The sequence below is a fragment of the Streptomyces sp. NBC_00457 genome, assembly GCF_036014015.1.
Lineage (GTDB): Bacteria > Actinomycetota > Actinomycetes > Streptomycetales > Streptomycetaceae > Streptomyces.
The window spans coordinates 7,208,281-7,230,029 of sequence record NZ_CP107905.1 but is presented as its reverse complement, the minus strand read 5'-3'; the positions used below and the strand labels follow the sequence as shown (position 1 = coordinate 7,230,029).

At 70.3% G+C, this 21,749-nt stretch carries 21 protein-coding genes; 13 read left to right on the top strand and 8 right to left on the bottom strand.

Annotated features, from left to right (window positions below):
* Positions 1–171: 171 nt before the first annotated feature.
* The 6 genes from OG828_RS32955 to leuA form a co-directional block, all read right to left on the bottom strand.
* On the bottom strand, positions 172–1,350 hold the full coding sequence (locus tag OG828_RS32955; RefSeq protein ID WP_328364665.1) for a sialidase family protein: 1,179 nt from the start codon (positions 1,348–1,350) through the stop codon (positions 172–174).
* 33 nt (positions 1,351–1,383) lie between these two features.
* Positions 1,384–2,049: a response regulator transcription factor gene (locus OG828_RS32950; RefSeq protein ID WP_328440718.1), complete on the bottom strand. Its 666-nt coding sequence runs from the start codon at positions 2,047–2,049 to the stop codon at positions 1,384–1,386.
* Complete coding sequence (locus OG828_RS32945) at positions 2,046–3,212, bottom strand: sensor histidine kinase (RefSeq protein ID WP_328504981.1); 1,167 nt, start codon at positions 3,210–3,212, stop codon at positions 2,046–2,048. Before OG828_RS32945 ends, OG828_RS32950 begins: the two co-directional genes overlap by 4 nt.
* A gap of 103 nt (positions 3,213–3,315) precedes the next feature.
* Positions 3,316–5,403 carry an MMPL family transporter gene (locus tag OG828_RS32940; protein WP_328503194.1) on the bottom strand — a complete coding sequence of 696 codons (2,088 nt, stop codon included), beginning with the start codon at positions 5,401–5,403 and terminating at the stop codon, positions 3,316–3,318.
* Between the two features lie 143 nt (positions 5,404–5,546).
* Complete coding sequence (locus tag OG828_RS32935) at positions 5,547–6,242, bottom strand: TerB family tellurite resistance protein (RefSeq protein WP_328364659.1); 696 nt, start codon at positions 6,240–6,242, stop codon at positions 5,547–5,549.
* A 298-nt stretch (positions 6,243–6,540) separates the two neighbouring features.
* Positions 6,541–8,262, bottom strand: a complete 1,722-nt coding sequence (leuA, locus tag OG828_RS32930; protein WP_328364657.1) for a 2-isopropylmalate synthase — start codon at positions 8,260–8,262, stop codon at positions 6,541–6,543.
* 350 nt (positions 8,263–8,612) lie between these two features.
* Between leuA and OG828_RS32925 the strand changes: the two genes are divergently transcribed.
* From OG828_RS32925 to OG828_RS32910, 4 genes are read left to right on the top strand one after another with little or no spacing between them, the layout of a single operon-like run.
* Complete coding sequence (locus OG828_RS32925; protein ID WP_328503193.1) at positions 8,613–9,686, top strand: M4 family metallopeptidase; 1,074 nt, start codon at positions 8,613–8,615, stop codon at positions 9,684–9,686.
* 20 nt (positions 9,687–9,706) lie between these two features.
* Positions 9,707–9,973: a protealysin inhibitor emfourin gene (locus tag OG828_RS32920; protein ID WP_328440714.1), complete on the top strand. Its 267-nt coding sequence runs from the start codon at positions 9,707–9,709 to the stop codon at positions 9,971–9,973.
* Between the two features lie 46 nt (positions 9,974–10,019).
* A complete protein-coding gene (locus OG828_RS32915; protein ID WP_328503192.1) occupies positions 10,020–11,336 on the top strand; it encodes a GH1 family beta-glucosidase in 1,317 nt (438 codons plus the stop codon).
* Positions 11,333–12,574: an MFS transporter gene (locus OG828_RS32910; RefSeq protein WP_328503191.1), complete on the top strand. Its 1,242-nt coding sequence runs from the start codon at positions 11,333–11,335 to the stop codon at positions 12,572–12,574. The genes OG828_RS32915 and OG828_RS32910 overlap by 4 nt, the downstream gene beginning before the upstream one ends.
* A gap of 81 nt (positions 12,575–12,655) precedes the next feature.
* On the opposite strand, the gene OG828_RS32905 is transcribed toward OG828_RS32910, so the two are convergent.
* Positions 12,656–13,510: an NAD-dependent epimerase/dehydratase family protein gene (locus tag OG828_RS32905; protein ID WP_328503190.1), complete on the bottom strand. Its 855-nt coding sequence runs from the start codon at positions 13,508–13,510 to the stop codon at positions 12,656–12,658.
* Positions 13,511–13,642: 132 nt separating this feature from the next.
* Between OG828_RS32905 and OG828_RS32900 the strand changes: the two genes are divergently transcribed.
* The 9 genes from OG828_RS32900 to OG828_RS32860 all read left to right on the top strand — a co-directional run bounded on the left by OG828_RS32900 (position 13,643) and on the right by OG828_RS32860 (position 21,517).
* Positions 13,643–14,491: a helix-turn-helix transcriptional regulator gene (locus tag OG828_RS32900; RefSeq protein WP_328364645.1), complete on the top strand. Its 849-nt coding sequence runs from the start codon at positions 13,643–13,645 to the stop codon at positions 14,489–14,491.
* Between the two features lie 134 nt (positions 14,492–14,625).
* Complete coding sequence (locus tag OG828_RS32895; protein WP_328364644.1) at positions 14,626–15,696, top strand: PhoH family protein; 1,071 nt, start codon at positions 14,626–14,628, stop codon at positions 15,694–15,696.
* Positions 15,697–15,709: 13 nt separating this feature from the next.
* On the top strand, positions 15,710–16,207 hold the full coding sequence (gene ybeY / locus OG828_RS32890; protein ID WP_328503189.1) for an rRNA maturation RNase YbeY: 498 nt from the start codon (positions 15,710–15,712) through the stop codon (positions 16,205–16,207).
* Entirely contained in the window at positions 16,204–17,502 is a 1,299-nt protein-coding gene (locus OG828_RS32885; RefSeq protein ID WP_210574467.1) for a hemolysin family protein, read from the top strand. The genes ybeY and OG828_RS32885 overlap by 4 nt, the downstream gene beginning before the upstream one ends.
* Positions 17,499–17,858: an MmcQ/YjbR family DNA-binding protein gene (locus tag OG828_RS32880; RefSeq protein WP_328503188.1), complete on the top strand. Its 360-nt coding sequence runs from the start codon at positions 17,499–17,501 to the stop codon at positions 17,856–17,858. The genes OG828_RS32885 and OG828_RS32880 overlap by 4 nt, the downstream gene beginning before the upstream one ends.
* 45 nt (positions 17,859–17,903) lie before the next feature.
* Entirely contained in the window at positions 17,904–18,257 is a 354-nt protein-coding gene (locus tag OG828_RS32875; protein WP_328364637.1) for a cytidine deaminase, read from the top strand.
* 210 nt (positions 18,258–18,467) lie between these two features.
* Positions 18,468–18,938, top strand: a complete 471-nt coding sequence (locus OG828_RS32870; protein WP_328364635.1) for a hypothetical protein — start codon at positions 18,468–18,470, stop codon at positions 18,936–18,938.
* Between the two features lie 181 nt (positions 18,939–19,119).
* Positions 19,120–20,439, top strand: coding sequence for a beta-xylosidase (locus OG828_RS32865; protein WP_328503187.1), 1,320 nt, complete (start codon positions 19,120–19,122; stop codon positions 20,437–20,439).
* Positions 20,440–20,494: 55 nt separating this feature from the next.
* Entirely contained in the window at positions 20,495–21,517 is a 1,023-nt protein-coding gene (locus OG828_RS32860; protein WP_328503186.1) for a WxL protein peptidoglycan domain-containing protein, read from the top strand.
* Here OG828_RS32860 and OG828_RS32855 read toward each other — a convergent pair.
* Entirely contained in the window at positions 21,411–21,749 is a 339-nt protein-coding gene (locus tag OG828_RS32855; RefSeq protein ID WP_328364629.1) for a P-II family nitrogen regulator, read from the bottom strand. The genes OG828_RS32860 and OG828_RS32855 overlap by 107 nt on opposite strands.

Genomic DNA, 21,749 nt, shown 5'->3' with positions numbered 1-21,749 from the left:
TGGAACTCTGAGGCTATTGACATCCTGCGGATTTTTCCTGTGTCAGCTTTTGCCCAATAACGACAAAAGACAGCAGAGTCACCTCAGATATAGCTCAGAGTTCTCTTTCCAATGGGCAACGGGAACAGGCAAGTTGCCCAATCGGGAAGGTATGCCGCGCCCTTCGGTCGTCTAGAGCCCGCTGACCGGAAGCCGGCGGAACTCGATCGTCTCGTACGTCCCGCTCGCCCCCGTCTCGTACAGGATCCCGACCGTGTTCCGGTTCACCTGGACCAGGTCGGAGTAGGCGGCCCGGCGGCCGTCCAGGGTGCGGACCTTCTTGAATGTCTTTCCGGCGTCCTTGCTGCGCCAGATCGCCATGGACCGCCGGGCGGTGGGCACGGACGGGCCTGAAAACAGGAGGGGGCCCGACTGGACCTGGAGGACGCTGGCCTCCACGACGGGCACGTCGTTGAGGGTGGGCTGCACCCGGTAGGGGCGGTCCAGTTTCCGCGCGCCGCTGCTCGAATAGCTGTCGAGCCGGTTGCCGGGGCTCGTGCCGTTGTGGTCGCGGGAGTTGAAGTAGAGGCGGCCGTCGGTGAGTTGGGTGGCGGTGGATTCGTTGGCGTTGTTGTAGCCGTTGTAGGTGGCGTCGACGAAGCCCAGGTTCCAGGTCTGGCCGCCGTTGTCGCTGTAGAGGGCGTGGCCGCCGTAGTACTTGGGCTCCTGGCCGGTGTCGGCGGAGCCGGCGGGCGGGGCGGTGGAGTGGTTGGCGGGGACCACCAGGCGTCCGGCGTGCGGGCCGCGGGTCAGGGCGACGGCGTGGCCGGGGCCGGTCGCGTACCAGCGCCAGTTCCTCGGCTTGACGCGGGTGGTGATGTCGCGTGGGGACGTGAAGGTGCGGCCGTCGTCCCAGCTGCGCTGCACGAAGACCCGGCGGCTCTGCTGGGGCGTGACCTCGCCGCGCATGATCTGACTTTCCGTCACATCGCCGCTGTTGTAGGAGGTGAGCAGGATGACCGCCTGGGCGCGCGGGTCGTACACGGGTGCCGGGTTGCCCCGGGTGTTCCCGCCGCCGGCCGCGACGACCTGGAGCGGGCCCCAGGTGCAGCCGCCGTCGCCGGAGCGGCGCAGGACGACATCGATGTTGCCGGTGTCGCCGGCGCCGTCGCGCCGGCCCTCGGCGAAGGCGAGGATCGTGCCCTCACCGGTCCTGACGGTGGCGGGGATGCGGTAGGTGTCGTAGCCGCCCTTTCCGGAGACGTACGGCAGTGAGGTGGTGCAGGCGGCTGCCGAGGCGGTGGCCGTGGGAGCGGCCAGGGGACTGAGGAGTACGGCGGTGACGAGGAGGGTGCGGATCAGGAGTCTCATCCCTCTCCCTGACGGATCGTCGGATGCGGTCCGTCACATGGTCCCCGGTGTGACCATCCCCGACTCGTACGCCACGATGACCAATTGCGCCCGGTCCCTCGCCCCCAGCTTCCCCATGATGCGGCTGACGTGCGTCTTCGCCGTCAGCGGGCTCAGCCCCAATGCCTCGGAGATCTCGGTGTTGTTGAGCCCGCGCGCCACCAGGGTGAGCACCTCGCGCTCCCGTTCGGACAGGCATTCGGGCCCGCCCGCCGCCGGTGGAGCCGAAGGGCTGCGCAGAAGTCGCTCGATCAGCCGTGCCGTCGGCCCCGGCGACAGCAGCGCCTCCCCTGCCGCCACCGTGCGGATCGCGTCGAGCAGTTCGGCCGGACGGGTGTCCTTCACGAGGAACCCGGAGGCGCCGGCCCGCAGCGCCTCGATGATGTGCTCGTCGGTGTCGTAGGTGGTGAGGACGAGGACCTTGACGCCGGCCAGGTCCTCCTCGGCGGCGATCTGCCGTGTCGCCTCGATGCCGTCCAGGTCGGGCATGCGGATGTCCATCACCACCAGGTCGGCGCGTTCGGTGCGGGCCAGTTCCAGTGCCTCGCGGCCGGTCGCGGCCTGTCCCACGACCTCCATGTCCGGCGCGGACTCGACGAGCATGGCGAACGCGGCCCTGACGAGGGTCTGGTCGTCGGCGAGCAGGACGCGGATGGTCACGTGGCTCCTCCCAGCGGAAGTACGGCGGTCACCTGGAAGCCGCCCCGGTCGCGCGGCCCGGCGTCGAGTGTGCCGCCCACGCTGCGGGCGCGCTCGCGCATTCCGACGAGCCCGAAGCCCGGTGACTTCCCGGGGGTGGGGCCGGTGCCGTCGTCGGTGACGGCGAGGTGCAGGGCGCCGTCCTTCTCGTGCAGGTCGACGGCGACGGCCGGTTCGGGTCCCGCATGCCGTACGGCGTTGGTGAGCGCCTCCTGGACGATGCGGTAGGCGGCGGCGCCGACGGCGGGCGGGGCGTGCCGTATCGCCACCGTCTGCTGGACCTTCGCGCCCGCGAGCCGGGCGGCCTCCACCAGGTCGGGCAGCCCGTCGAGGCCGGGCAGCGGGCCGCGCGCGTCGGGCGAGCCGTGCTCCCGCAGCACCTCCAGCGTCGTACGCAGCTCGCCGCGCGCCGTCCGGCAGGTCTCGGCGATGTCGTCGAGGGCCTTGGCGACCGTCTCCCGGTCCAGGCGCTCGGGGTCGGCGGCGAGGACGTGCGCGGCGACGGAGGTCTGCACGCCGATGAGGGTGATGCTGTGCGCGAGCAGGTCGTGCAGGTCCCGGGCGATCCGGAGGCGCTCCTCGGCGACGCGGCGGCGGGCTTCCTCCTCGCGGGTGCGTTCGGCGCGTTCGGCGCGTTCGACGATGGCGGCGACGTACTGGCGGTAGTAGCGGACGTCGATGCCGATGAAGAGGACGGCGACGACCCAGCCGGAGATCCGCAGGAGCTCCACCACCCCGTCGGGGTTGGTGAGGGCGTTCATGATCAGCGTCACGCCGAGGACCGTGGTGCCGGTGAGCAGCGTACGGCGCACCGTGCCGGTCGCCGCGATCGTGTACAGCACCACCATGGTCGCCGGGATGGGCGCGGTGTGGTTGTTGTCGAGGGCGTGGTACGGAGCGATGCAGGCCAGCGCCACGAGCAGCACCGGCACGGGGTGGCGGCGCCGCCACACGAGCGGCACATGCGCGGCGAGCAGCAGACTCCAGCCGAGCGCGTCGGGCCGCAGCCCGTCGTCGACGAGCAGGGCGAGGGCCGTGGAGACGACGGCGAGCGCCCCGGCCAGCAGCGCGTCGTTGCGCATGCCGTGCGGGGCGGTGCGGGGGTCGCGGTTGATCGCCGCCATGACCCGCTCGCCGAGGCGGGGAGATGCCGTGGTGGTGGATGTCTGCACAGGGTCATCTTCCGTGCGGAGGGCGCCCCTCCGGGAGGGAGGGGCGCCTTTCGGGTCAGTGGGCGGACACGGTCACCAGCTCGGGTTCCTTCGGCGGCATGGGCGGTTCGGGCTCGCGGGAGAGGCGGCCCGGCCACCACACCTTGCGACGCAGCGCGACGCTCGCGCTGGTGACCAGGTAGGTGCGGACGAGGAAGGTGTCGAGCAGGACGCCCACCGCGATGACGAAGCCCAGCTCGACGAGTTGGACGAGCGGCATGTTGATGAGCACCGCGAAGGTGGCCGCGAGGACCAGTCCCGCGGAGGCGATGACCCCGCCCGTCGTCCGCAGCGCGGTGAGGGCGGCCGCCACGGGCTCGGCGCCCTTCAACGCCTCCTCCCGCATCCGGTGCATCAGGAAGATGCCGTAGTCGACGCCGAGGGCGACGAGGAACACGAAGGACAGCAGCCCGAGTCCGGGGTCGGTGCCCTCGAAGCCGAACACCGGCCCGAAGACCAGCCCGCCGATGCCGAGCGCCGCGCCCCACACCGCGACCACGGCGGCCACCAGCAGCAACGGGGCGACCAGGCTGCGCAGCAGCGCGATCAGGATCAGCAGTACGGAGGCGAGGACGAGCGGCACGACGACCTTCGTGTCGCTCGCATTGGTGGCCTTCAGGTCGATCTGCTCGGCGCTCACTCCGCCGACGTAGGAGCCGTCGAGCCGGTCGCGCAGATCCTTGATGGTGCGGGTCTCGCCCGGGGACTCCGGCGGGGCGGCGGCGAGTACGGAGATCTCGGTCCAGCCGTCGCCGCTGCGATCACGTTCGGCGCTCTCCACGCCGGCCGTGTCGCGGATGTCGGCCAGGGCGGCGTCGGCGCGGTCGGTGGGCGCGATGACGCTGATGGGTTGCGTGCCCTGCTCAGGGTAGGCCTTGGCCAGGGTCTCCATGGCCGCCACGGCTTCGGGCTTGTTGGTGAAGGAGTCCTCCTGCTTGATGGTGCCGGGCAGGTTCAGTGTGCCCAGCGCGAGCGCCCCGAGCAGGACGGCGCCACCGGCGAGCACGGTCAGCGGGCGTCGCCCGGCGGAACTGCCCATCGCGGAGAACAGCGACCGGCGGACCTTGGGTGTACTGCCGTAGCGCGGCACCAGCGGCCAGAACACCCGCCGGCCCAGCAGCACCAGCAGCGCGGGCAGCAGGGTCAGCATGGCCACCAGAGCGCACAGCACGCCGAGGGCGCCGAGCGGTCCCATGCCCCGGCTGGAGTTGAGGTCGGCGGCGAGCAGGCACAGCAGTCCGGCGGCGACGGTGCCCGAGGAGGCGAGCACGGCGGGCCCGCAGCCGCGCAGGGCGGCCACCATGGCGTCGTACGGCCGCTCGATGCGCCGCAGTTCCTCCCGGTACCGGGCGACGAGCAGCAACGCGTAGTCGGTCCCCGCGCCGATCACGAGGATCGTCATGATCCCGGAACTCTGGCCGGACACGGGCGTCCCGAACCACCGGTTGAGCCCGTAGGCGAGGCCCATCGACAGATAGTCGGCCAAACCGGCGACGAGGAGCGGCAGCAGCCACAGGAACGGGCTGCGGTAGATGAGGATCAGCAGCAGCGCGACGACCGCGAGGGCGGTGTAGAGCAGCGGTCCGTCGAGCGAGTCGTAGACCTCGGAGGAGTCCGTGTCGAGCGCCTCCGGACCGCCGACGTCGACGCTCAGCCCGTCGCCGCCCTGCGCGATGTCCCGTACGTCGAGGACCATCTTCTCCCGGGCCTTCTCGTCCGCGCCGGGCTCGGTGCTGGCCACCGGGTAGATCAGGGTGGTGCCGTCCTTGGACGGCACTCCGGCCGGTTCGTCGGTCAGGGTGTGCGCGCCGGCGATCCGGTCGATCTGGCCGGCGGCGGTGGCCTTGTCGGCGGCGGTCAGTCCGCCGTCGCGGTGGTAGACGACGACCATTTCGGTGGCCTCACCACCGGGCAGCCGCTCCTCGATCTTGGCGGCCTGGGTGGAGTCGGCACTGGCCGGCAGATAGTCGACGGCACGGTCACGCTGGACATCGGCGAGTTTCGCGGCGAACGGCGAGGCGAACGCCAGTACGGCGATCCACAGCCCGAGCACCAGCCAGGGCACGGCACGTCGCCGCCGTACGGATGTCTTTGCGGCCCCCATATGACGGGCCTCCCTCCGGTCGGGGTGTCTGGGTCGTTCTCCAGACTCCCGGCGGGAGGAGGGCGATTCGTCGCGCGTGAGGGCGAGTTGAGGGGTACTGCCAGGGGCGTCACGTGGGCCGCGTTACTCCCCGGGGAGTACGGCTACGACGGCGTACGCGCCGCCGCCAGCAACCGGCTCACATCGTCCCCGCAGATCGTGAGCGCCGCCCCCACCGTGCTGAGCACATCCCGCTCGGCCGGGGTGTACGGCCCGTCCGCAAGGGCGATCCGCGCGCCCTGCAGCAGGATCGACTCCCGGCCCGGCGCGGCGAGGTGCGGGGCCAGCGGGTCGAGGGCCTCGTGCAGTTCTATGGCCAGACCCGCCCCGCACGGCTCCCCGTAGACCCGGCCGGTGTCCGCGGCCAGCGCCTCCACGAGAGCGTTCAGCTGGTCCTCCGTGCAGTCGTCGAACCCGGCGGCACGCACCTCGGTCGCCGCCGCCTCCAGCGACGTACGACTGCAGGTGCCGCCCGCGGCGAGGACCGCGAGGGCGACGGTGTGCACGGCGTCGCGGAGCATCGCGGAGAACCGCGTGGTCGTCGGGTGATCCAGCACGTCCGTGCCGAAGTGCCGCTGGCAGGCCGCACACTCCACGACCGGCCCCGACTCGCCCCTCGGCAGCACGGGCACACCCAGCATCGTGAACCGGCGACGCCCGGTCAGCCGCTGATAATTCCGGTCTCCCCCGCACCCCGGACAGAAGAACTCGCCGTCCCCGACGGCACTCCACGAGGTACGGGTGCCCAGAATGCGCGCACGCCTGGCAGCACGGCCGTCTCGTCCCCGTCCTGGCAGCACGTCGCACCTCCGTAACCCCACGGCAACATCGCCGCGCTCGCGTGATGTTAGCCACATTGTCGAGCCAGAGTCAGCACCCCGGACGAGACCCACCCGTGACCTGCACAGGGATTGGCCGGAAAACGAGGTCCCGTCCGCCGAGATACGGCGGACGGGACCTGTGAACGCCGGGCCGCGACAACGCCCTAAAGGGGCGCGGGGCTGTATCAATTTCCGGCTCCGCCGCGTGGGCGCGACAAGCCACGACGGCGAGTCAGCCGCTCAACGACCTATCGCGGCACCCACGCGACGCGAACCGTCAACGACCCGCCCGGTTCACCGCGGAGACAACCGCCTTCAGCGACGCCCGAGTCGTATTCGCATCGATCCCGATCCCCCACAGAACCTTGTCCTCGATCGCCACCTCGATGTACGACGCGGCCTGCGCGGACGCCCCCTCGCTCATCGTGTGCTCCTGGTAGTCCAGCAGCCGCGCATCGATGCCGATGCCCTGCAGCGCATGGAAGAAGGCCGAGATCGGACCGTTGCCCGTGCCGACCAGCGTCGTCTCGACGCCGTCGACCTCCGCCTCGACGTGCAGCGTGTCCACGCCGTCCGTGTCGGTCGTCGACTGGCCGTTCTTGACCTGGATCCGACCCCACGGATTCCCGGGGTTCGGCAGGTACTCGTCCTGGAAGACCGTCCAGATGTCCTTCGGCGTGACCTCGCCGCCCTCGGCGTCCGTCTTCGCCTGGATGATCTTCGAGAACTCGATCTGCATCCGGCGCGGCAGGTCCAGCTTGTGCTCGTTCTTCAGGACGTACGCCAGCCCGCCCTTGCCGGACTGCGAGTTGACGCGGATGACCGCCTCGTACGACCGCCCGACGTCCTTCGGGTCGATCGGCAGGTACGGCACGGCCCACTCGATGTCATCGACGGTGACACCCTTCGCCGCCGCCTCGGCCTCCATCGCGTCGAAGCCCTTCTTGATGGCGTCCTGGTGGGAGCCGGAGAAGGACGTGTAGACCAGGTCGCCCACGTACGGGTGGCGCGGGTGGACCTGCATCTGGTTGCAGTACTCCCACGTACGACGGATCTCGTCGATGTCGGAGAAGTCGATCTGCGGGTCGACGCCCTGCGAGAACAGGTTCATCCCCAGCGTGACCAGGTCGACGTTGCCGGTGCGCTCGCCCTGTCCGAACAGGCAGCCCTCGACGCGGTCGGCGCCGGCCATCAGCGCCAGCTCGGCCGCCGCCACCGCCGTACCGCGGTCGTTGTGGGGGTGAATGGACAGGCAGACGTGCTCGCGACGCGAGAGATGACGGCCCATCCACTCGAAGCGGTCCGCGTGCGTGGACGGCGTGGAGCGCTCCACGGTCGCGGGCAGGTTGAGGATGATCTCGCGCCCCGGACCGGGCTGCCACACATCCATCACCGCCTCGCAGACCTCCAGCGCGAAGTCCAGCTCGGTGTCGGTGAAGATCTCCGGGCTGTACTGGTACCCGAACTCGGTCTCCGGCCCCAGCAGCTTCTCCGCGTACTCCATCACCAGCCGCGTGCCGTCGACGGCGATCTGCTTGATGTCGTCCTTGGAGCCGCGGAAGACGACCCGGCGGAAGACCGGGGCGGTGGCGTTGTAGAGGTGCACGGTCGCGCGCTTGGCGCCCTTGATGGACTCCACCGTCCGCTCGATCAGGTCCTCGCGGGCCTGGGTCAGTACGGAGATGGTGACGTCGTCGGGGATCGCGCCCTCTTCCTCGACGATGGAGCGCACGAAGTCGAAGTCGGTCTGACCGGAGGCCGGGAACCCGACCTCGATCTCCTTGTAGCCCATCTTGACCAGCAGGTCGAACATCGCGCGCTTGCGCACGGGCGACATGGGGTCGATCAGCGCCTGGTTGCCGTCACGCAGGTCGGTGGAGAGCCAGCGGGGGGCGGTGGTGATCCGCTTCTCGGGCCAGGTGCGGTCGGGAATGTCGACCTGCTCGTACCGGCCGTACTTCTGAATCGGCATAGAACTGGGCTGCTGGCGATTTGCCATGGTGCGGGGCTCCTCAGGATGTCCGGAAGGACGGCCGACGACGCAACACCAAGCTCCGCGGGGAGGGAGTCGACCTGTACTACAGGCCCTCGCCGCGGCAGCTAAGGAGGAGCAGCCCGAAACGCATGATGCGCAGCATGCTAGCGGACCGTTCCCGGATGCACCGGGCTGTATCAATATGCGGGACTGCAACGCCGCGCCCAAGGGGCGCGGGGAACGGCGCGACCAGCCACGACGGCGCCGCAGCCAATAACACAGCGCAACCAGCCTACGCCCCAAACATCCCCACATTTCACCAATCATGGTTGCCGATAGTGACAGCCAGCTAACGCAGTGCCATCGTGCGGGGCATGACGACAAACGGGGGCTACACGCCCGTCTTCTGCACCGTCGTACCACCCCACATCCTCGACAAGCTCGCCCAGGCCGAGGACCCCGCGCTGGCCGGCCCCGCTCGCAAGACCCTCGAGCGCGACGCCTACCAGCGCACCCACCGCCGCCTGACCACCGTCCTCGGCGCACCCACCGTCACCCCGCCCGCCCAAGCCGCAGCAGGCAAACCGCACCGCACGATCTACGACGCCGAGCACAGGACCGACCTGCCCGGCAAGAAGGTCCGCGGCGAGGGCGAGGAGCCCGGCAAGGACGCCACCGTCAACCGCGCCTACGCGGGCCTGGGCGCGACGTTCGAGCTGTTCCTCAAGGCGTACGGGCGCGACTCGATCGACGGCGACGGACTGCCGCTCGACGCGACCGTGCACTACGACGAGGACTACGGCAACGCCTTCTGGAACGGCGAGCAGATGGTGTTCGGCGACGGTGACGGCGAGATCTTCCTCGACTTCACCATCCCGATCGACGTCATCGGCCATGAGCTGGCCCACGGCGTCACCCAGTACACGGCGAACCTGACCTACTTCGGCCAGCCGGGCGCCCTGAACGAGTCGATGTCCGACGTCTTCGGCTCGCTGATCAAGCAGTACACCCTCGGCCAGACCGCCGCCGAGGCCGACTGGCTGATCGGCGCGGGCCTGCTCGCTCCGCGCGTGACCGGCAAGGCGCTGCGCTCCATGAAGGAGCCGGGCACGGCGTACGACGACGACGTCCTCGGCAAGGACCCGCAGCCCGGCACGATGGACGGCTACGTCCGCACCGGTCGCGACAACGGCGGCGTGCACATCAACTCGGGCATCCCCAACCACGCCTTCTACCTCGCCGCGACCGCGCTAGGCGGTCACGCCTGGGAGCGGGCCGGGCAGATCTGGTACGACGTGCTGACCGGGGGCGAACTGAAGGAACAGGCCCTCTTCGTCGACTTCGCCACGCTGACGGTCGCTGCCGCGAAGGCACGGTACGGCGACAACAGCGAGGAGATTCAGGCCGTACTCAAGGCCTGGGAGCAGGTCGGGGTGCGCACCCTCTAGTTCCGTACTAGACAGGATCCATGCGTATTCAGGTGCGACGCACAGGCGGATTCGCGGGCATCGAGCGGCACGCCGAGGTGGAGACCTCGGGGCGGCCCGATGCCCAGGAGTGGCACTCCCTGGCCGAGAGCGCGGTCGCGTCCGGCCGGGGCGTGCCCCCCGTCGGGGTTCCGGACGGCTTCAGCTACCAGCTCACCGTGGACGGCAAGACGGTGTACTGCTCGGATCCCCGGCTCACGGACGAGCAGCGGAAACTGATCTCACGCGTCCTGAAGGAAGGCGCGTAACTGCTTGTTCACGCCTGCCCGTTGACTTCCGTTACCGGCGGTACGGATGATCCGGCGCATGGCGACTGATCCGATACCCCGGTTCCCCTCCGGCTTCCTGTGGGGCGTCTCGACGTCCGCCCACCAGATCGAGGGCGCGGCCGACCGACGCCAACCCTCCGTCTGGGACGCCTTCACGGCCGAGCCGGGGCGGGTGAAGGACGGCTCGACGGCGGCGGTGGCCTGCGACCACTACCACCGCTACCGCGAGGACGTGGCGCTCCTGGCCGAGCTGGGCGTGGACGCGTACCGCTTCTCGATCTCCTGGCCGCGGGTCCGGTCCGACGGCGGACTGGACTTCTACGACCGTCTGGTCGACGAGCTGTGCGCGGCGGGCGTACGTCCCGTCCCCACCCTCTTCCACTGGGACCTGCCGGTGTCCCTCGACTGGCTGAAGCGGGACACGGCCGCACACTTCGCGGAGTACGTGTCGACGGTGGCCGACCGCCTGGGCGACCGCGTCTCGAAGTGGATCACCCTCAACGAGCCCGCCGAGCACACCCTGTTCGGCCACGCGCTCGGCGCCCACGCGCCGGGCAAGCAGCTGATGTTCGACGCGCTGCCCGCCGCCCACCACCAACTCCTGGCTCACGGCCTGGCCGTACAGGCCCTGCGCGCCTGTGGCGCCACCGACATCGGCATCGCCAACTCGCACGGCCCGACCTGGCCGGCCTCCCGCGAACAGGCGGACCTGGAGGCGGCCGACTTCTACGACCTGCTGCTCAACCGCCTCTTCGCCGACCCCGTCCTGCGCGGCGAATACCCCGAGGGAATCGCGGACTTGATGCCAGGGGACGTCCCCGCCGACCTCAAGATCATCGGTGAGCCGCTGGACTTCTACGGCGTCAACTACTACGCGCCGACCCGCGTGGGCGCCCCGCATGGCACCGACATCGAGTTCGGCGGGCTGACGATCCCGGCCGAACTCCCCTTCTCCGTCCACGAAATCGACGGCGTCCCGGTGACCGACTTCGGCTGGCCGGTGGTCCCGGAGGGTCTGACCGAGCTGCTCACCGGCTTCCACGAGCGCTACGGCGACCGGCTCCCGCCCGTCGTCATCACCGAGAACGGCTGCTCGTACGAGGGCATCGACGACCAAGACCGGATCGCCTACCTGGACGCTCATGTGCGCGCGCTGCACCGGGCGGTGGAGGCGGGCGTGGACGTACGCGGCTACTTCGTGTGGTCGCTCCTGGACAACTTCGAGTGGGCTGAGGGATACGCGCGGCGCTTCGGGCTGGTGCACGTGGATTTCAAGACGCTCGCCAGGACCCCGAAGGCGTCGTACGCCTGGTTCCGGGATGTGCTGCGGGCCCAGAGATGAGCGGGATCGCCCTCGCGGAGCCCGTCGAGCGGGTCGGCCGGGGCTGGATGTCGGCCCTGTCGCTGGCCAACGTGGCGATCTGGGTGGGCTGGTACGGCCCGCTGCAGATCCTGCTGGCCCGGCAGGCGGAGGACTTCGCGCCCGGCACGGGCATGTCGAAGGAGACGCTGCTGGCGTGGGTGACGGGCGTGGGCGCGGTGGTGTCGCTGGCGGCCAACCCGTTCTTCGGCGCGCTGTCGGACCGGACCACGGCCCCTTGGGGTCGCCGTACGCCGTGGATCGTGGCCGGAGCGGCGGGCGGTGCGCTGTCGTTGCTGCTGCTCGCGGGCGCGGGCGGGCTGTGGACGATGGCGGTGGGCTGGTGCCTGGTCCAGCTGACCCTGAACGCGGCCTTCGCGGCGGTCACGGCAGCGGTGCCGGACCGGGTGCCGCGGCTGCAACGGGGTTCGGTGGGCGGGTGGTTGGGCGCGGCGCAGATCCTGGGCGCGGTGGTCGGGACGGGACTGGCGACGGCGGCGGGCGGGATCGCGGCGGGGTACGCGGCGTGCGCGCTTTTCACGCTGGCGGGTGTGCTGCCGTACGTCCTGCGATACGGGGATCTCAGGCTGGCGGTCACGGACCGGCCGCCCTGGTCCCCGAAGGCCTTCCTCAAGGGCTTCTGGCTGAGCCCGCGCCGCTACCCGGACTTCGGCTGGGCCTGGCTGACCCGCTTCCTGATCAACCTCAGCAACGCCCTGGTGATCCTCTACCTCCTCTACTACCTGCGGGACCGCCTGCACCACGACGACCCCGAGTCCGGCGTCCTGATCCTCACCGCCGTGAACAGCGTGACCCTGCTGGCCACGGTCGTGGTCGGCGGCGCCTGGTCGGACCGCGTGGGCCGCCGCAAGCCCTTCGTGCGCTGGTCCGGCGTACTGATGGCCGCGGCCACGGCCCTCCTGGCCGCCTGGCAGACCTGGCCGAGCGCAATCGTCGTCGCGGCCCTGCTGGGCGTGGGCCTCGGGGTCTTCATGTCGGTCGACTTCGCCCTGATGACGGACGTCCTGCCAGAGGCGCAGGACCGGGGCAAGGACCTCGGCGTCATCAACGTGGCCAACGCCTTACCCCAGGTCGCGGCCCCCGCCCTCGCCGCCCCGATCGTGACGCACCTGGGCGGCTACCGGGTGCTGTACGCGGTGGCGGCGGGGGTGGGGTTGGCGGGGGCGGTGTTGGTGGGACGTATCAAAGGCGTGGACTAGAGCGCCCCGAAAGGGGCGCGGGGAACTGCGCGACCAGCCACAACAGCCCCGCAGCCGCCCACCACCCATCGCGGCACCCCCTTAGAGCGCCCCAGCCTCCCGAGCCGCATAAACACTCGGAAACAACGGCCGATACCCAAGCTCCCGGCGGATCCGTTCAGTGGACATGATCACGAGCCACGGGTCAGGATCGCTGCGCGTATACAGCTCCTCAGGAACCTCCACCCCGTTCAGCTGGTGCAACTCAACCGCCGTGACCACCGCATCGTCGGCGATGTTGTAGACACGGCCCGCAATCCCCGGCGCGTACAGAATCCGCAGCAGCCCTTGGGCAACGTCCGCATGATGGCCCATGTGCAACCGCTGGGTCGCCGCCCAGCCGCTCGCCCACATCAGGGACTGGGCCAGATGCGGATCGCCCTCCCCGTAGACGAAGGGAAGCCGGCCGACGCGCACGTCCAGACCCTCCAGCGCGAGCAGCTCCCGCTCGGCCTGCGCCTTGGACTCGGGGTAGGCGCCCCACATCGACCCGCCGGGCCGGCTCTCGTCGTCCTCGGTGAGCGGGCGCCCCCGTCCGACGCCGTACACCAGCCCGGTGCTGACCTGCACGAACCTCTGCACACCGGCCGCCTGTGCGGCGCGACCCAGCTCGACGGCCGCGTCCCGGTTGACCGCCCGCGCCTCCTCGTCCGGCACCCCGCGGAAGGACGCCGCGACGTTGACGACCGCGTCGACCCCGGCGACCGCCTTGCCGAGCACCTCGGCGTCCCGCAGGTCGCCGACCACGACCTCGGCGCCCAGCTCGGCGAAGGGCTCGCCCCGCGCCGCGTCACGCACCAGCACCCGCACCCGCTCGCCCGGCCGCGCCTGCGCCAGCAGCCGCGGCACGAAGCGCCGACCGACCTGCCCCGTCGTACCCGTCACCAGTGTCAACATGATCTGCTCCTCACGAACCGGATGCTCTACTGCCACCACCCTCGGACGGTGCGACGCCGGCCGGGAGAGACCCGCCGATCAGGGGATCGACAGTCCCTGGATACGGCGGGCGGCGTGCCGCAGGCTGGACGCGTGAACCGAGCCGAACTCGCGGACTTCCTGCGCCGGAGCCGCGCCCGCCTGAGCCCGTCGGACGTGGGCCTTGCGCCGGGCGCCCGGCGCCGTACGGCCGGTCTGCGGCGCGAGGAGGTGGCGCAGCTGGCAGGCATGTCGGTGGACTACTACACGCGCCTGGAGCAGTCCCGCGGTCCCCGCCCGTCCCGGCAGATGCTGGCGGCGCTGGCCCGTGCCCTGCGTCTCACCGCCGACGAACGCGACCATCTGTTCCACCTGGCCGACGAGGAGCCACCGCGCCGCGAGACGGCGTCGGCGCACGTCGCGCCCGGTCTGATGCTGATCCTGGACCGGCTGCATGACACACCGGCGCAGGTGGTGACCGACTGTGGCGAGGTGCTGGCCCAGAACTCCATGGCGCGGGCGCTGACCCGCGATGTGATGTCCCGCCCCCCGGGCGAGCGCAACCTCCTCCGGCTCTACTTCCTGGACCCTCAGGCGTGCACCCTGTTCCCGGAGGAGGACCGGGCCGAGCACGCACGCGCCCATGTGGCCAATCTGCGTGCGGTGGCCGCCGCCCGTCCCGACGACCCGGAACCCGCCGCGCTGGTCGCCGAGCTCCGTTCGTCGAGCGAGGAGTTCGCGCGGCTGTGGGACGAACACGAGGTGTCACTGCGCCACCGGGCGACCAAACGCTTCCTGCACCCTCTGGTCGGCCTGCTGGACCTCGACTGCGAGGTCCTGCTCAGCCACGAACACCACCAGCTCCTGGTCATCCACACCGCCCGCCCGGGCACGGAGGCCTACGAACGCCTCCAGCTGCTGCGTGTGCTGGGCCTGCAGAACATGTCGGTGAGCAAGCCCTGAGCCGGGCCAGGAGCCGGGCCGATGAAAAGACCTACGGCGATGTCAGTCTCCCGGCGTACCCTTGAAATCGCCAGGCCGCCCTTGTGGCAGGCGAGTCGTATGGAGGAGGACGTGCAGGCCTACAGAGCCGGCCCATGACTCAGACACCCACAGCTCACACCCCTGCGCAGGGGCAGTCACGAGCAGAGTTCACCGTCCCCGCCCAGCACCCCATGGTCACCGTCCTGGGGTCCGGCGACGCCCTCCTGCGCGTGATCGAGAAGGCCTTCCCGGCGGCCGACATCCACGTCCGGGGCAATGAGATCAGCGCGGTCGGCGACACCGCAGAAGTCGCCCTCATCCAGCGCCTGTTCGACGAGATGATGCTGGTGCTCCGCACCGGACAGCCGATGACGGAGGACGCAGTGGAACGCTCGATCGCCATGCTCCGGGCGAGTGAGAACGGCGAGAGCGACGGCGAGGAGACCCCCGCCGAAGTCCTCACGCAGAACATCCTCTCCTCCCGCGGCCGCACGATCCGCCCCAAGACCCTCAACCAGAAGCGGTACGTCGACGCGATCGACAAGCACACGATCGTCTTCGGCATCGGCCCCGCCGGTACCGGCAAGACCTATCTCGCCATGGCCAAGGCGGTGCAGGCCCTGCAGTCCAAGCAGGTCACCCGCATCATCCTGACCAGGCCCGCGGTCGAGGCGGGCGAGCGTCTCGGCTTCCTGCCGGGCACGCTCTACGAGAAGATCGACCCGTATCTGCGCCCGCTGTACGACGCGCTGCACGACATGCTCGACCCCGACTCCATCCCGCGGCTCATGGCGGCGGGCACGATCGAGGTCGCGCCGCTGGCGTACATGCGCGGTCGCACGCTCAACGACGCGTTCATCATCCTGGACGAGGCCCAGAACACGAGCCCCGAGCAGATGAAGATGTTCCTCACCCGCCTCGGCTTCGAATCGAAGATCGTGATCACGGGTGACATCACGCAGGTCGACCTCCCGGACGGCACCAAGTCAGGTCTGCGCCAGGTCCAGGACATCCTGGACGGCGTCCCGGACGTCCACTTCTCCCGGCTCTCGTCCCACGATGTCGTTCGGCACAAGCTCGTCGGCCGTATCGTCGACGCGTACGAGGAGTACGACAACCAGCACGGCACCCAGAACGGCACCCACAAGGGCGGCCGGAACAGGTCCGGGCACAAGGGGAAGTAGACCGAGCAGCACCATGTCGATCGACGTCAACAACGAGTCCGGAACCGAGGTCGACGAGCAGGCGATCCTCGACATCGCCCGCTACGCGCTCGCGCGGATGCGCATCCACCCGCTCTCCGAGCTCTCGGTGATCGTCGTGGACGCCAATGCCATGGAGCAGCTGCACATCCAGTGGATGGACCTGCCGGGCCCGACGGACGTCATGTCCTTCCCGATGGACGAGCTGCGTCCGCCGGCGAAGGACGAGGACGAGCCGCCGCAGGGCCTGCTCGGCGACATCGTGCTGTGCCCTGAGGTCGCCGAGACGCAGGGCAAGGAAGCCGAGACGCAGCACTCCATGGACGAGGAGCTCCAGCTCCTGACCGTCCATGGAGTGCTGCACCTGCTGGGCTACGACCACGAGGAAGCGGACGAGAAGGCCGAGATGTTCGGGCTCCAGGCGGCGATCGTGGACGGCTGGCGGGCGGAGAAGGGCCTCACCGGCCCGTCCCCGGCCCCGACCGTGTCATGAGCCTCCCGCTGATCTCCGGCGCCGTCGCCCTGGTCGTCGTCGCCTGGCTCGCCGCGTGCGCGGAGGCCGGTATCGCCCGTGTCTCCAGCTTCCGCGCCGAGGAGGCCGTCAAGTCCGGCCGCCGCGGCAGCGAGAAGCTCGCCCAGGTCGCCGCCGACCCGACCCGCTATCTCAATGTCGCGCTGCTGGTGCGCGTGGCCTGCGAGATGGCCGCCGCGGCAATGGTGACGTACGCCTGTCTGAACGAGATCGAGGGCACCACCCGGGCCCTGCTCGCCGCGATCGGCGTCATGGTCCTGGTGTCGTATGTCGCCGTCGGCGTCTCCCCGCGCACCATCGGCCGCCAGCACCCGCTGAACACCGCGACGGCGGCGGCGTACGTCCTGCTGCCGCTGGCCCGGGTGATGGGCCCGATCCCGCCCCTGCTGATCCTCATCGGCAACGCGCTCACCCCCGGCAAGGGCTTCCGCCGCGGCCCCTTCGCCTCCGAGGCGGAACTGCGCGCGCTGGTCGACCTCGCCGAGAAGGAGTCCCTGATCGAGGACGAGGAGCGCCGCATGGTGCACTCCGTCTTCGAGCTGGGCGACACGCTCGTACGGGAGGTCATGGTCCCGCGCACCGACCTGGTCGTCATCGAGCGCTACAAGACCATCCGGCAGGCCCTGACGCTGGCGCTGCGCTCCGGGTTCTCGCGGATCCCGGTGACCGGCGAGAGCGAGGACGACGTCGTCGGGATCGTGTATCTGAAGGACCTGGCCCGCAAGACGCACATCAGCCGGGACGCCGAGTCCGAGCTGGTCTCCACGGCCATGCGGCCCGCCGCCTTCGTGCCCGACACCAAGAACGCCGGCGATCTGCTCCGCGAGATGCAGCAGGACCGCAACCACGTCGCCGTCGTCATCGACGAGTACGGCGGCACGGCCGGCATCGTCACCATCGAGGACATCCTCGAGGAGATCGTCGGTGAGATCACCGACGAGTACGACCGCGAGCTCCCGCCCGTCGAGGAGCTGGGCGAGGACCGCTACCGCGTCACCGCCCGCCTCGACATCGGCGACCTCGGCGACCTGTACGGCCTGGAGGCGTACGACGACGAGGACGTGGAGACCGTCGGCGGCCTGCTGGCGAAGGCGCTGGGCCGCGTCCCCATCGCCGGGGCGTCGTCCGTCGTCGAACTCCCCGACGGCCGTGAGCTGCGGCTGACCGCGGAGGCCGCCGCGGGACGCCGGAACAAGATCGTGACCGTGCTGGCGGAGCCGGTGGGCGCCTCGAAGGAAGGCGAGGAAGAGGAGTGAGCCCCGAGGAGCTGCGCGGCTTCTGTCTGTCCTTCAACGCGGCGGTGGAGGACTTCCCCTTCGCCCCGGACATCTCGGTCTTCAAGGTCCTGGGCAAGATGTTCGCCCTGAGCTGGCTGGACTCCCGCCCGCTCACCGTCAACCTCAAGTGCGACCCGGAGGACGCCATCCGGCTCCGCGGCGAGTACGAGGGCCTGATCATCCCCGGCTACCACATGAACAAGCGCCACTGGAACACGGTCACGGTCGACGGCGACCTCCCGGACCGCCTGGTCCGCGAGCTCATCGAGGACTCGTACGACCTCGTCGTCGCCGGGCTTCCGCGCGCCGAACGCCTCCGGCTCGACCGGTCCTGACAGCCACCTCGACCGGCCCTGACAGCCACTTCGTATGCTCAGGGCATGACCGACAGCAGCGCGCTCGACCCCGAAGACCGCAAGATCGTCACCCTGGCCCGTTCCGCGCGGGCCCGCAACGGTGTGCCCGAGGGGGCGGCCGTACGGGACGACACCGGGCGTACGTATGTCGCCGGGACCGTTGCCCTCGACTCCCTGAAGCTGAGCGCGTTGCGGACGGCCGTGGCGATGGCGGTGGCGTCCGGGGCGACGTCGCTGGAGGCGGCGGCCGTGGTCACGGAGGCGGAGTCGGCGTCGGCCGAGGACCGGGCGGCGGTCGCGGATCTGGGCGGTCCTCAGACGCCGGTGCTGGTGGCAGGGCCCGACGGCACGGTACGGATGACCGTGCCGGCAGGCTGAAAACCGCCCTTTTCAGAGTCGTCCGGAATTCAGCCTTGCCGACCCGCGTCCCAGACGCATCAATGGGTCCGGTAGTTCCGACGGACCGTCAGATTCATCCCCCCACCCCCCACCGGGCGTCCCGCACCGCGCGCGCCGACGGCTCCGCCGGGCTCTCCCAATCCATCCCCACATGGCAATTCCCAGACAGGGAAGGGAGCCGGATTCCCCATGAAACGCATAGCAACGGGTGCGGCACTGACGGTCGGGGCCCTCGCGGTCACCGGCCTGGCCTTCGCACCGGCCGCTCTCGCCGTAGCCCCCGGGTCGGCGACGATCACTGCCGACTGCGGCAGCTTCGGCGGCGGCGAGGCCACCATCACGGCCACCCAGGACGGCACCGCGGCGACGATGACCGTCACCTCCTCCGCCATCACCGCGCCGATCGCACTGGGTGAGGACTCGATCCAGTCCACCCTCACCCTCGTGAAGGCGAGCGGCGGCACCACCACCTTCACGGCCACGGAGAACCCGGCCATGGCGGCCGGCGACGATGTCCAGGTCGGTCCGCTCCCCGGGACCGTGGCCTCCGGCGACAGCCTGGAGGCGTTCGGCGGATCGCTGCGGATGACGGTCCTCGGCATCACCATCACCTGCACGGCGTCGGGACCGCAGTCACCGGGTCCGTTCGTGTTCGACTGACCGGGCAGCAGTAGCTGGTGGGTCGTCAGTTCCCTTAGGACATACAGGAACTGACGATCCATCAGTCCTTTTCGGCATCTCCATTGACTTCTCACGCGATCCCCACATCAATGCCCCCAGCGGGCGCGGGAGTTCAGCAGCCGCGCCCGCGTCCTCAGCCATCGCTCAGGAGGGGGCACCCATGGCTACGAGAGCCCGAAGACGCCGCTGGTCATCGCTGCTCGGGGTGACCGCGCTCGCGGTCACCGGGGGTGGCGCACTGGCCTGTCCGGCCGGCGCCGCGCCCACGAACGTGGACTTCGCCACGCACTGCATACCGCCCGACATCGCGGGCATCCCGCCGATCGACGGCACCACCACGGCCAGTGTCGCGGTGGACAACGCCAGTCCGAAGGTCGGCGACACCGTCACCGTCACATACACGGTCGTCAAGCCCGCCGCCAACAACCCCACCGCCATCGCCCTGCCGGCCGACATCATGACGCCCACCGGCAAAGTCACCCTCGGCGGAGCACAGACCGGTGACGTGACCGTCGCCGGGCCGAAGAAGAACGACCCGGTGCCGGGCAACGGCCCCTTCCCGTCGTTCTCCATGACCGGCACCTTCAGAGTCACCGCGCCGGGGTCGATCACGCTCTCGCCCGGCGACTACAACATCCACACCAGCTACATCCTCGAACTGGACACGCCCTGCACGGTGATCACCCCGCCCGCGCCGGTCTCCGAGACCATCACCGCGACGGACGGCAACCCCACCAACAACCGTGCCATCTCGCTGAGTTCGGCCTCCGGCAACCCGGGTGACAGCGTCACCGTCAGCGGCAGCGACTTCACGCCGGGGGCGACCGTCACGCTGGCCGGGCGGTCCGGCTCGACCCAAACAGCGGACACGGCCACCGTCACCACCGGAGCGAACGGCTCCTTCAGCGGCTCGCTCGTCGTCAACGACAAGACCACGACCGGTGTGGTGGCGTACGAGGGGAGTACGTGGAGCGCGGAGAAGGGGGCCGGGCCCGCCGCGTACGTCGTCAATGACGACACACCCGTGCCCGACGGAAGCCAGAAGCTGACGACGACCGTGAAGGCGGGGACGCTGTCCATGTCCCAGGCCGGGGACTCCGTACGGCTGTCGGCGGTGGACTTCGGCGAGGGCGGGGCGTCGACGGGCTCGCTGCAGACCGTCACCGTCGAGGACTTCCGGGGCGGGCCCGCAGGATGGTCCCTCACCGGCAAGGTCACCGACTTCACCGGGCCCGGCGCCAAGATCGACGCCGGGAAGCTGAAGTGGACCCCCGCCTGCGCCACCAAGGCGGGCAGCCCGAGCACGTGCCAGACCGGTTCGTCCGGCGTGGTCGGCAGTTCGGGCGCGACCCTGGCGTCCACGGCCAACGGCACGCTCACCGGCGGTGAGTTCACCGTCGACGCCGGGCTCTCCCTGGACGTACCGGCGTTCACGCCTCCGGGCTCGTACGCCGGAGTGCTCACCCTCACGCTCAGCTGACCGTACGGGCGTCCGCACCCGCCCGTTCACCTCATCCACGTGGGGGTCCGCACCCATGCGCAAGCTGTATGTCCTCCTTCCGGGACTGCTCCTGGGCCTGCTCCTCACCGCCGTCGCCGCGCCCTCGCACGCCGCCGACAACGGCAGCTGGTCCGTCTACCCGGCCGCCTCTAAGGTCGCCGCGCGCCCGTACTTCTACCTCTCCGCCGATCCCGGGACGACCGTCGAGGACAAGGTCGTCGTGGCCAACAAGACGGGGCAGCCGCTGACGTTCCGGCTGTACGCCGCCGACGCGTACAACACCGCGCGCGACGGCGGATTCGCGGTGCGGACGGTCAAGGAGAAGCAGCGCGGAATCGGAGCCTGGGCCAGGCCCGCCAAGTCCCGGGTGACCGTGCCCGCGCACGGCAAGGTCACCGTCCCCTTCACGCTCCGCGTGCCCGAGGGCGCCGAACCCGGCGACCACCCGGGCGGGTTGGTCGCGCTCGACGAACGCGTGGACCGGGGCGACGGCTCACTCGCGCTCGGTGTGCAGCGGGCCGTCGCCGCCCGGATCTACCTCCGTGTCGGCGGTCCGACGCTCCCCGCGATCGCCGTCGAGGACGTCCGCGTCACCCACCACCAGCCCCTCGTCCCGGGCCTCGGCGACAGCACGGCGACGATCTCCTACACGCTGCACAACACCGGCAACGTCACCCTGAACCCGAAGGTGGAGCTGCGCGCGAAGGGCCTGTTCGGCCGTACGCTGCTGGCCCGCGACCTGTCGCGCGTCCCCACGGAACTGCTGCCGCGCCAGCGCGTCCGGCTGACCGAGCCCTGGCGCGGGGCGCCCCAACTCGACTGGGGCGACGTGACGTTGACGGCGAGCGCGCAGGACACGCGGGAATCGGGCAGCGCGTCGTTCTTCGCGCTGCCGTGGCTGATCGGCGTGGTGCTGCTGGTCGTGGTGGTCGTCGGGGTGGTGCTCTGGGTCAGAGCGCGTCGGGGCCGCGCTCGCCGGTCCGCACACGTACGACCGTCTCCACGGGCAGCACCCACACCTTCCCGTCCCCGATCTTCCCCGTCTGCGCGGCCTTGACGATCGCGTCGATGACGTCGTCCGCGGCGGCGTCCTCGACGACGATCTCGATACGGACCTTCGGCACCAGGTCGACCTGGTACTCGGCGCCGCGGTACACCTCGGTGTGGCCGCGCTGCCGGCCGTAGCCGCTGGACTCGGTGACCGTCAGACCGTGCACGCCCAGCTCCTGGAGCGCGTTCTTGACCTCGTCGAGGCGGTACGGCTTGACGATCGCGGTGATGAGCTTCAT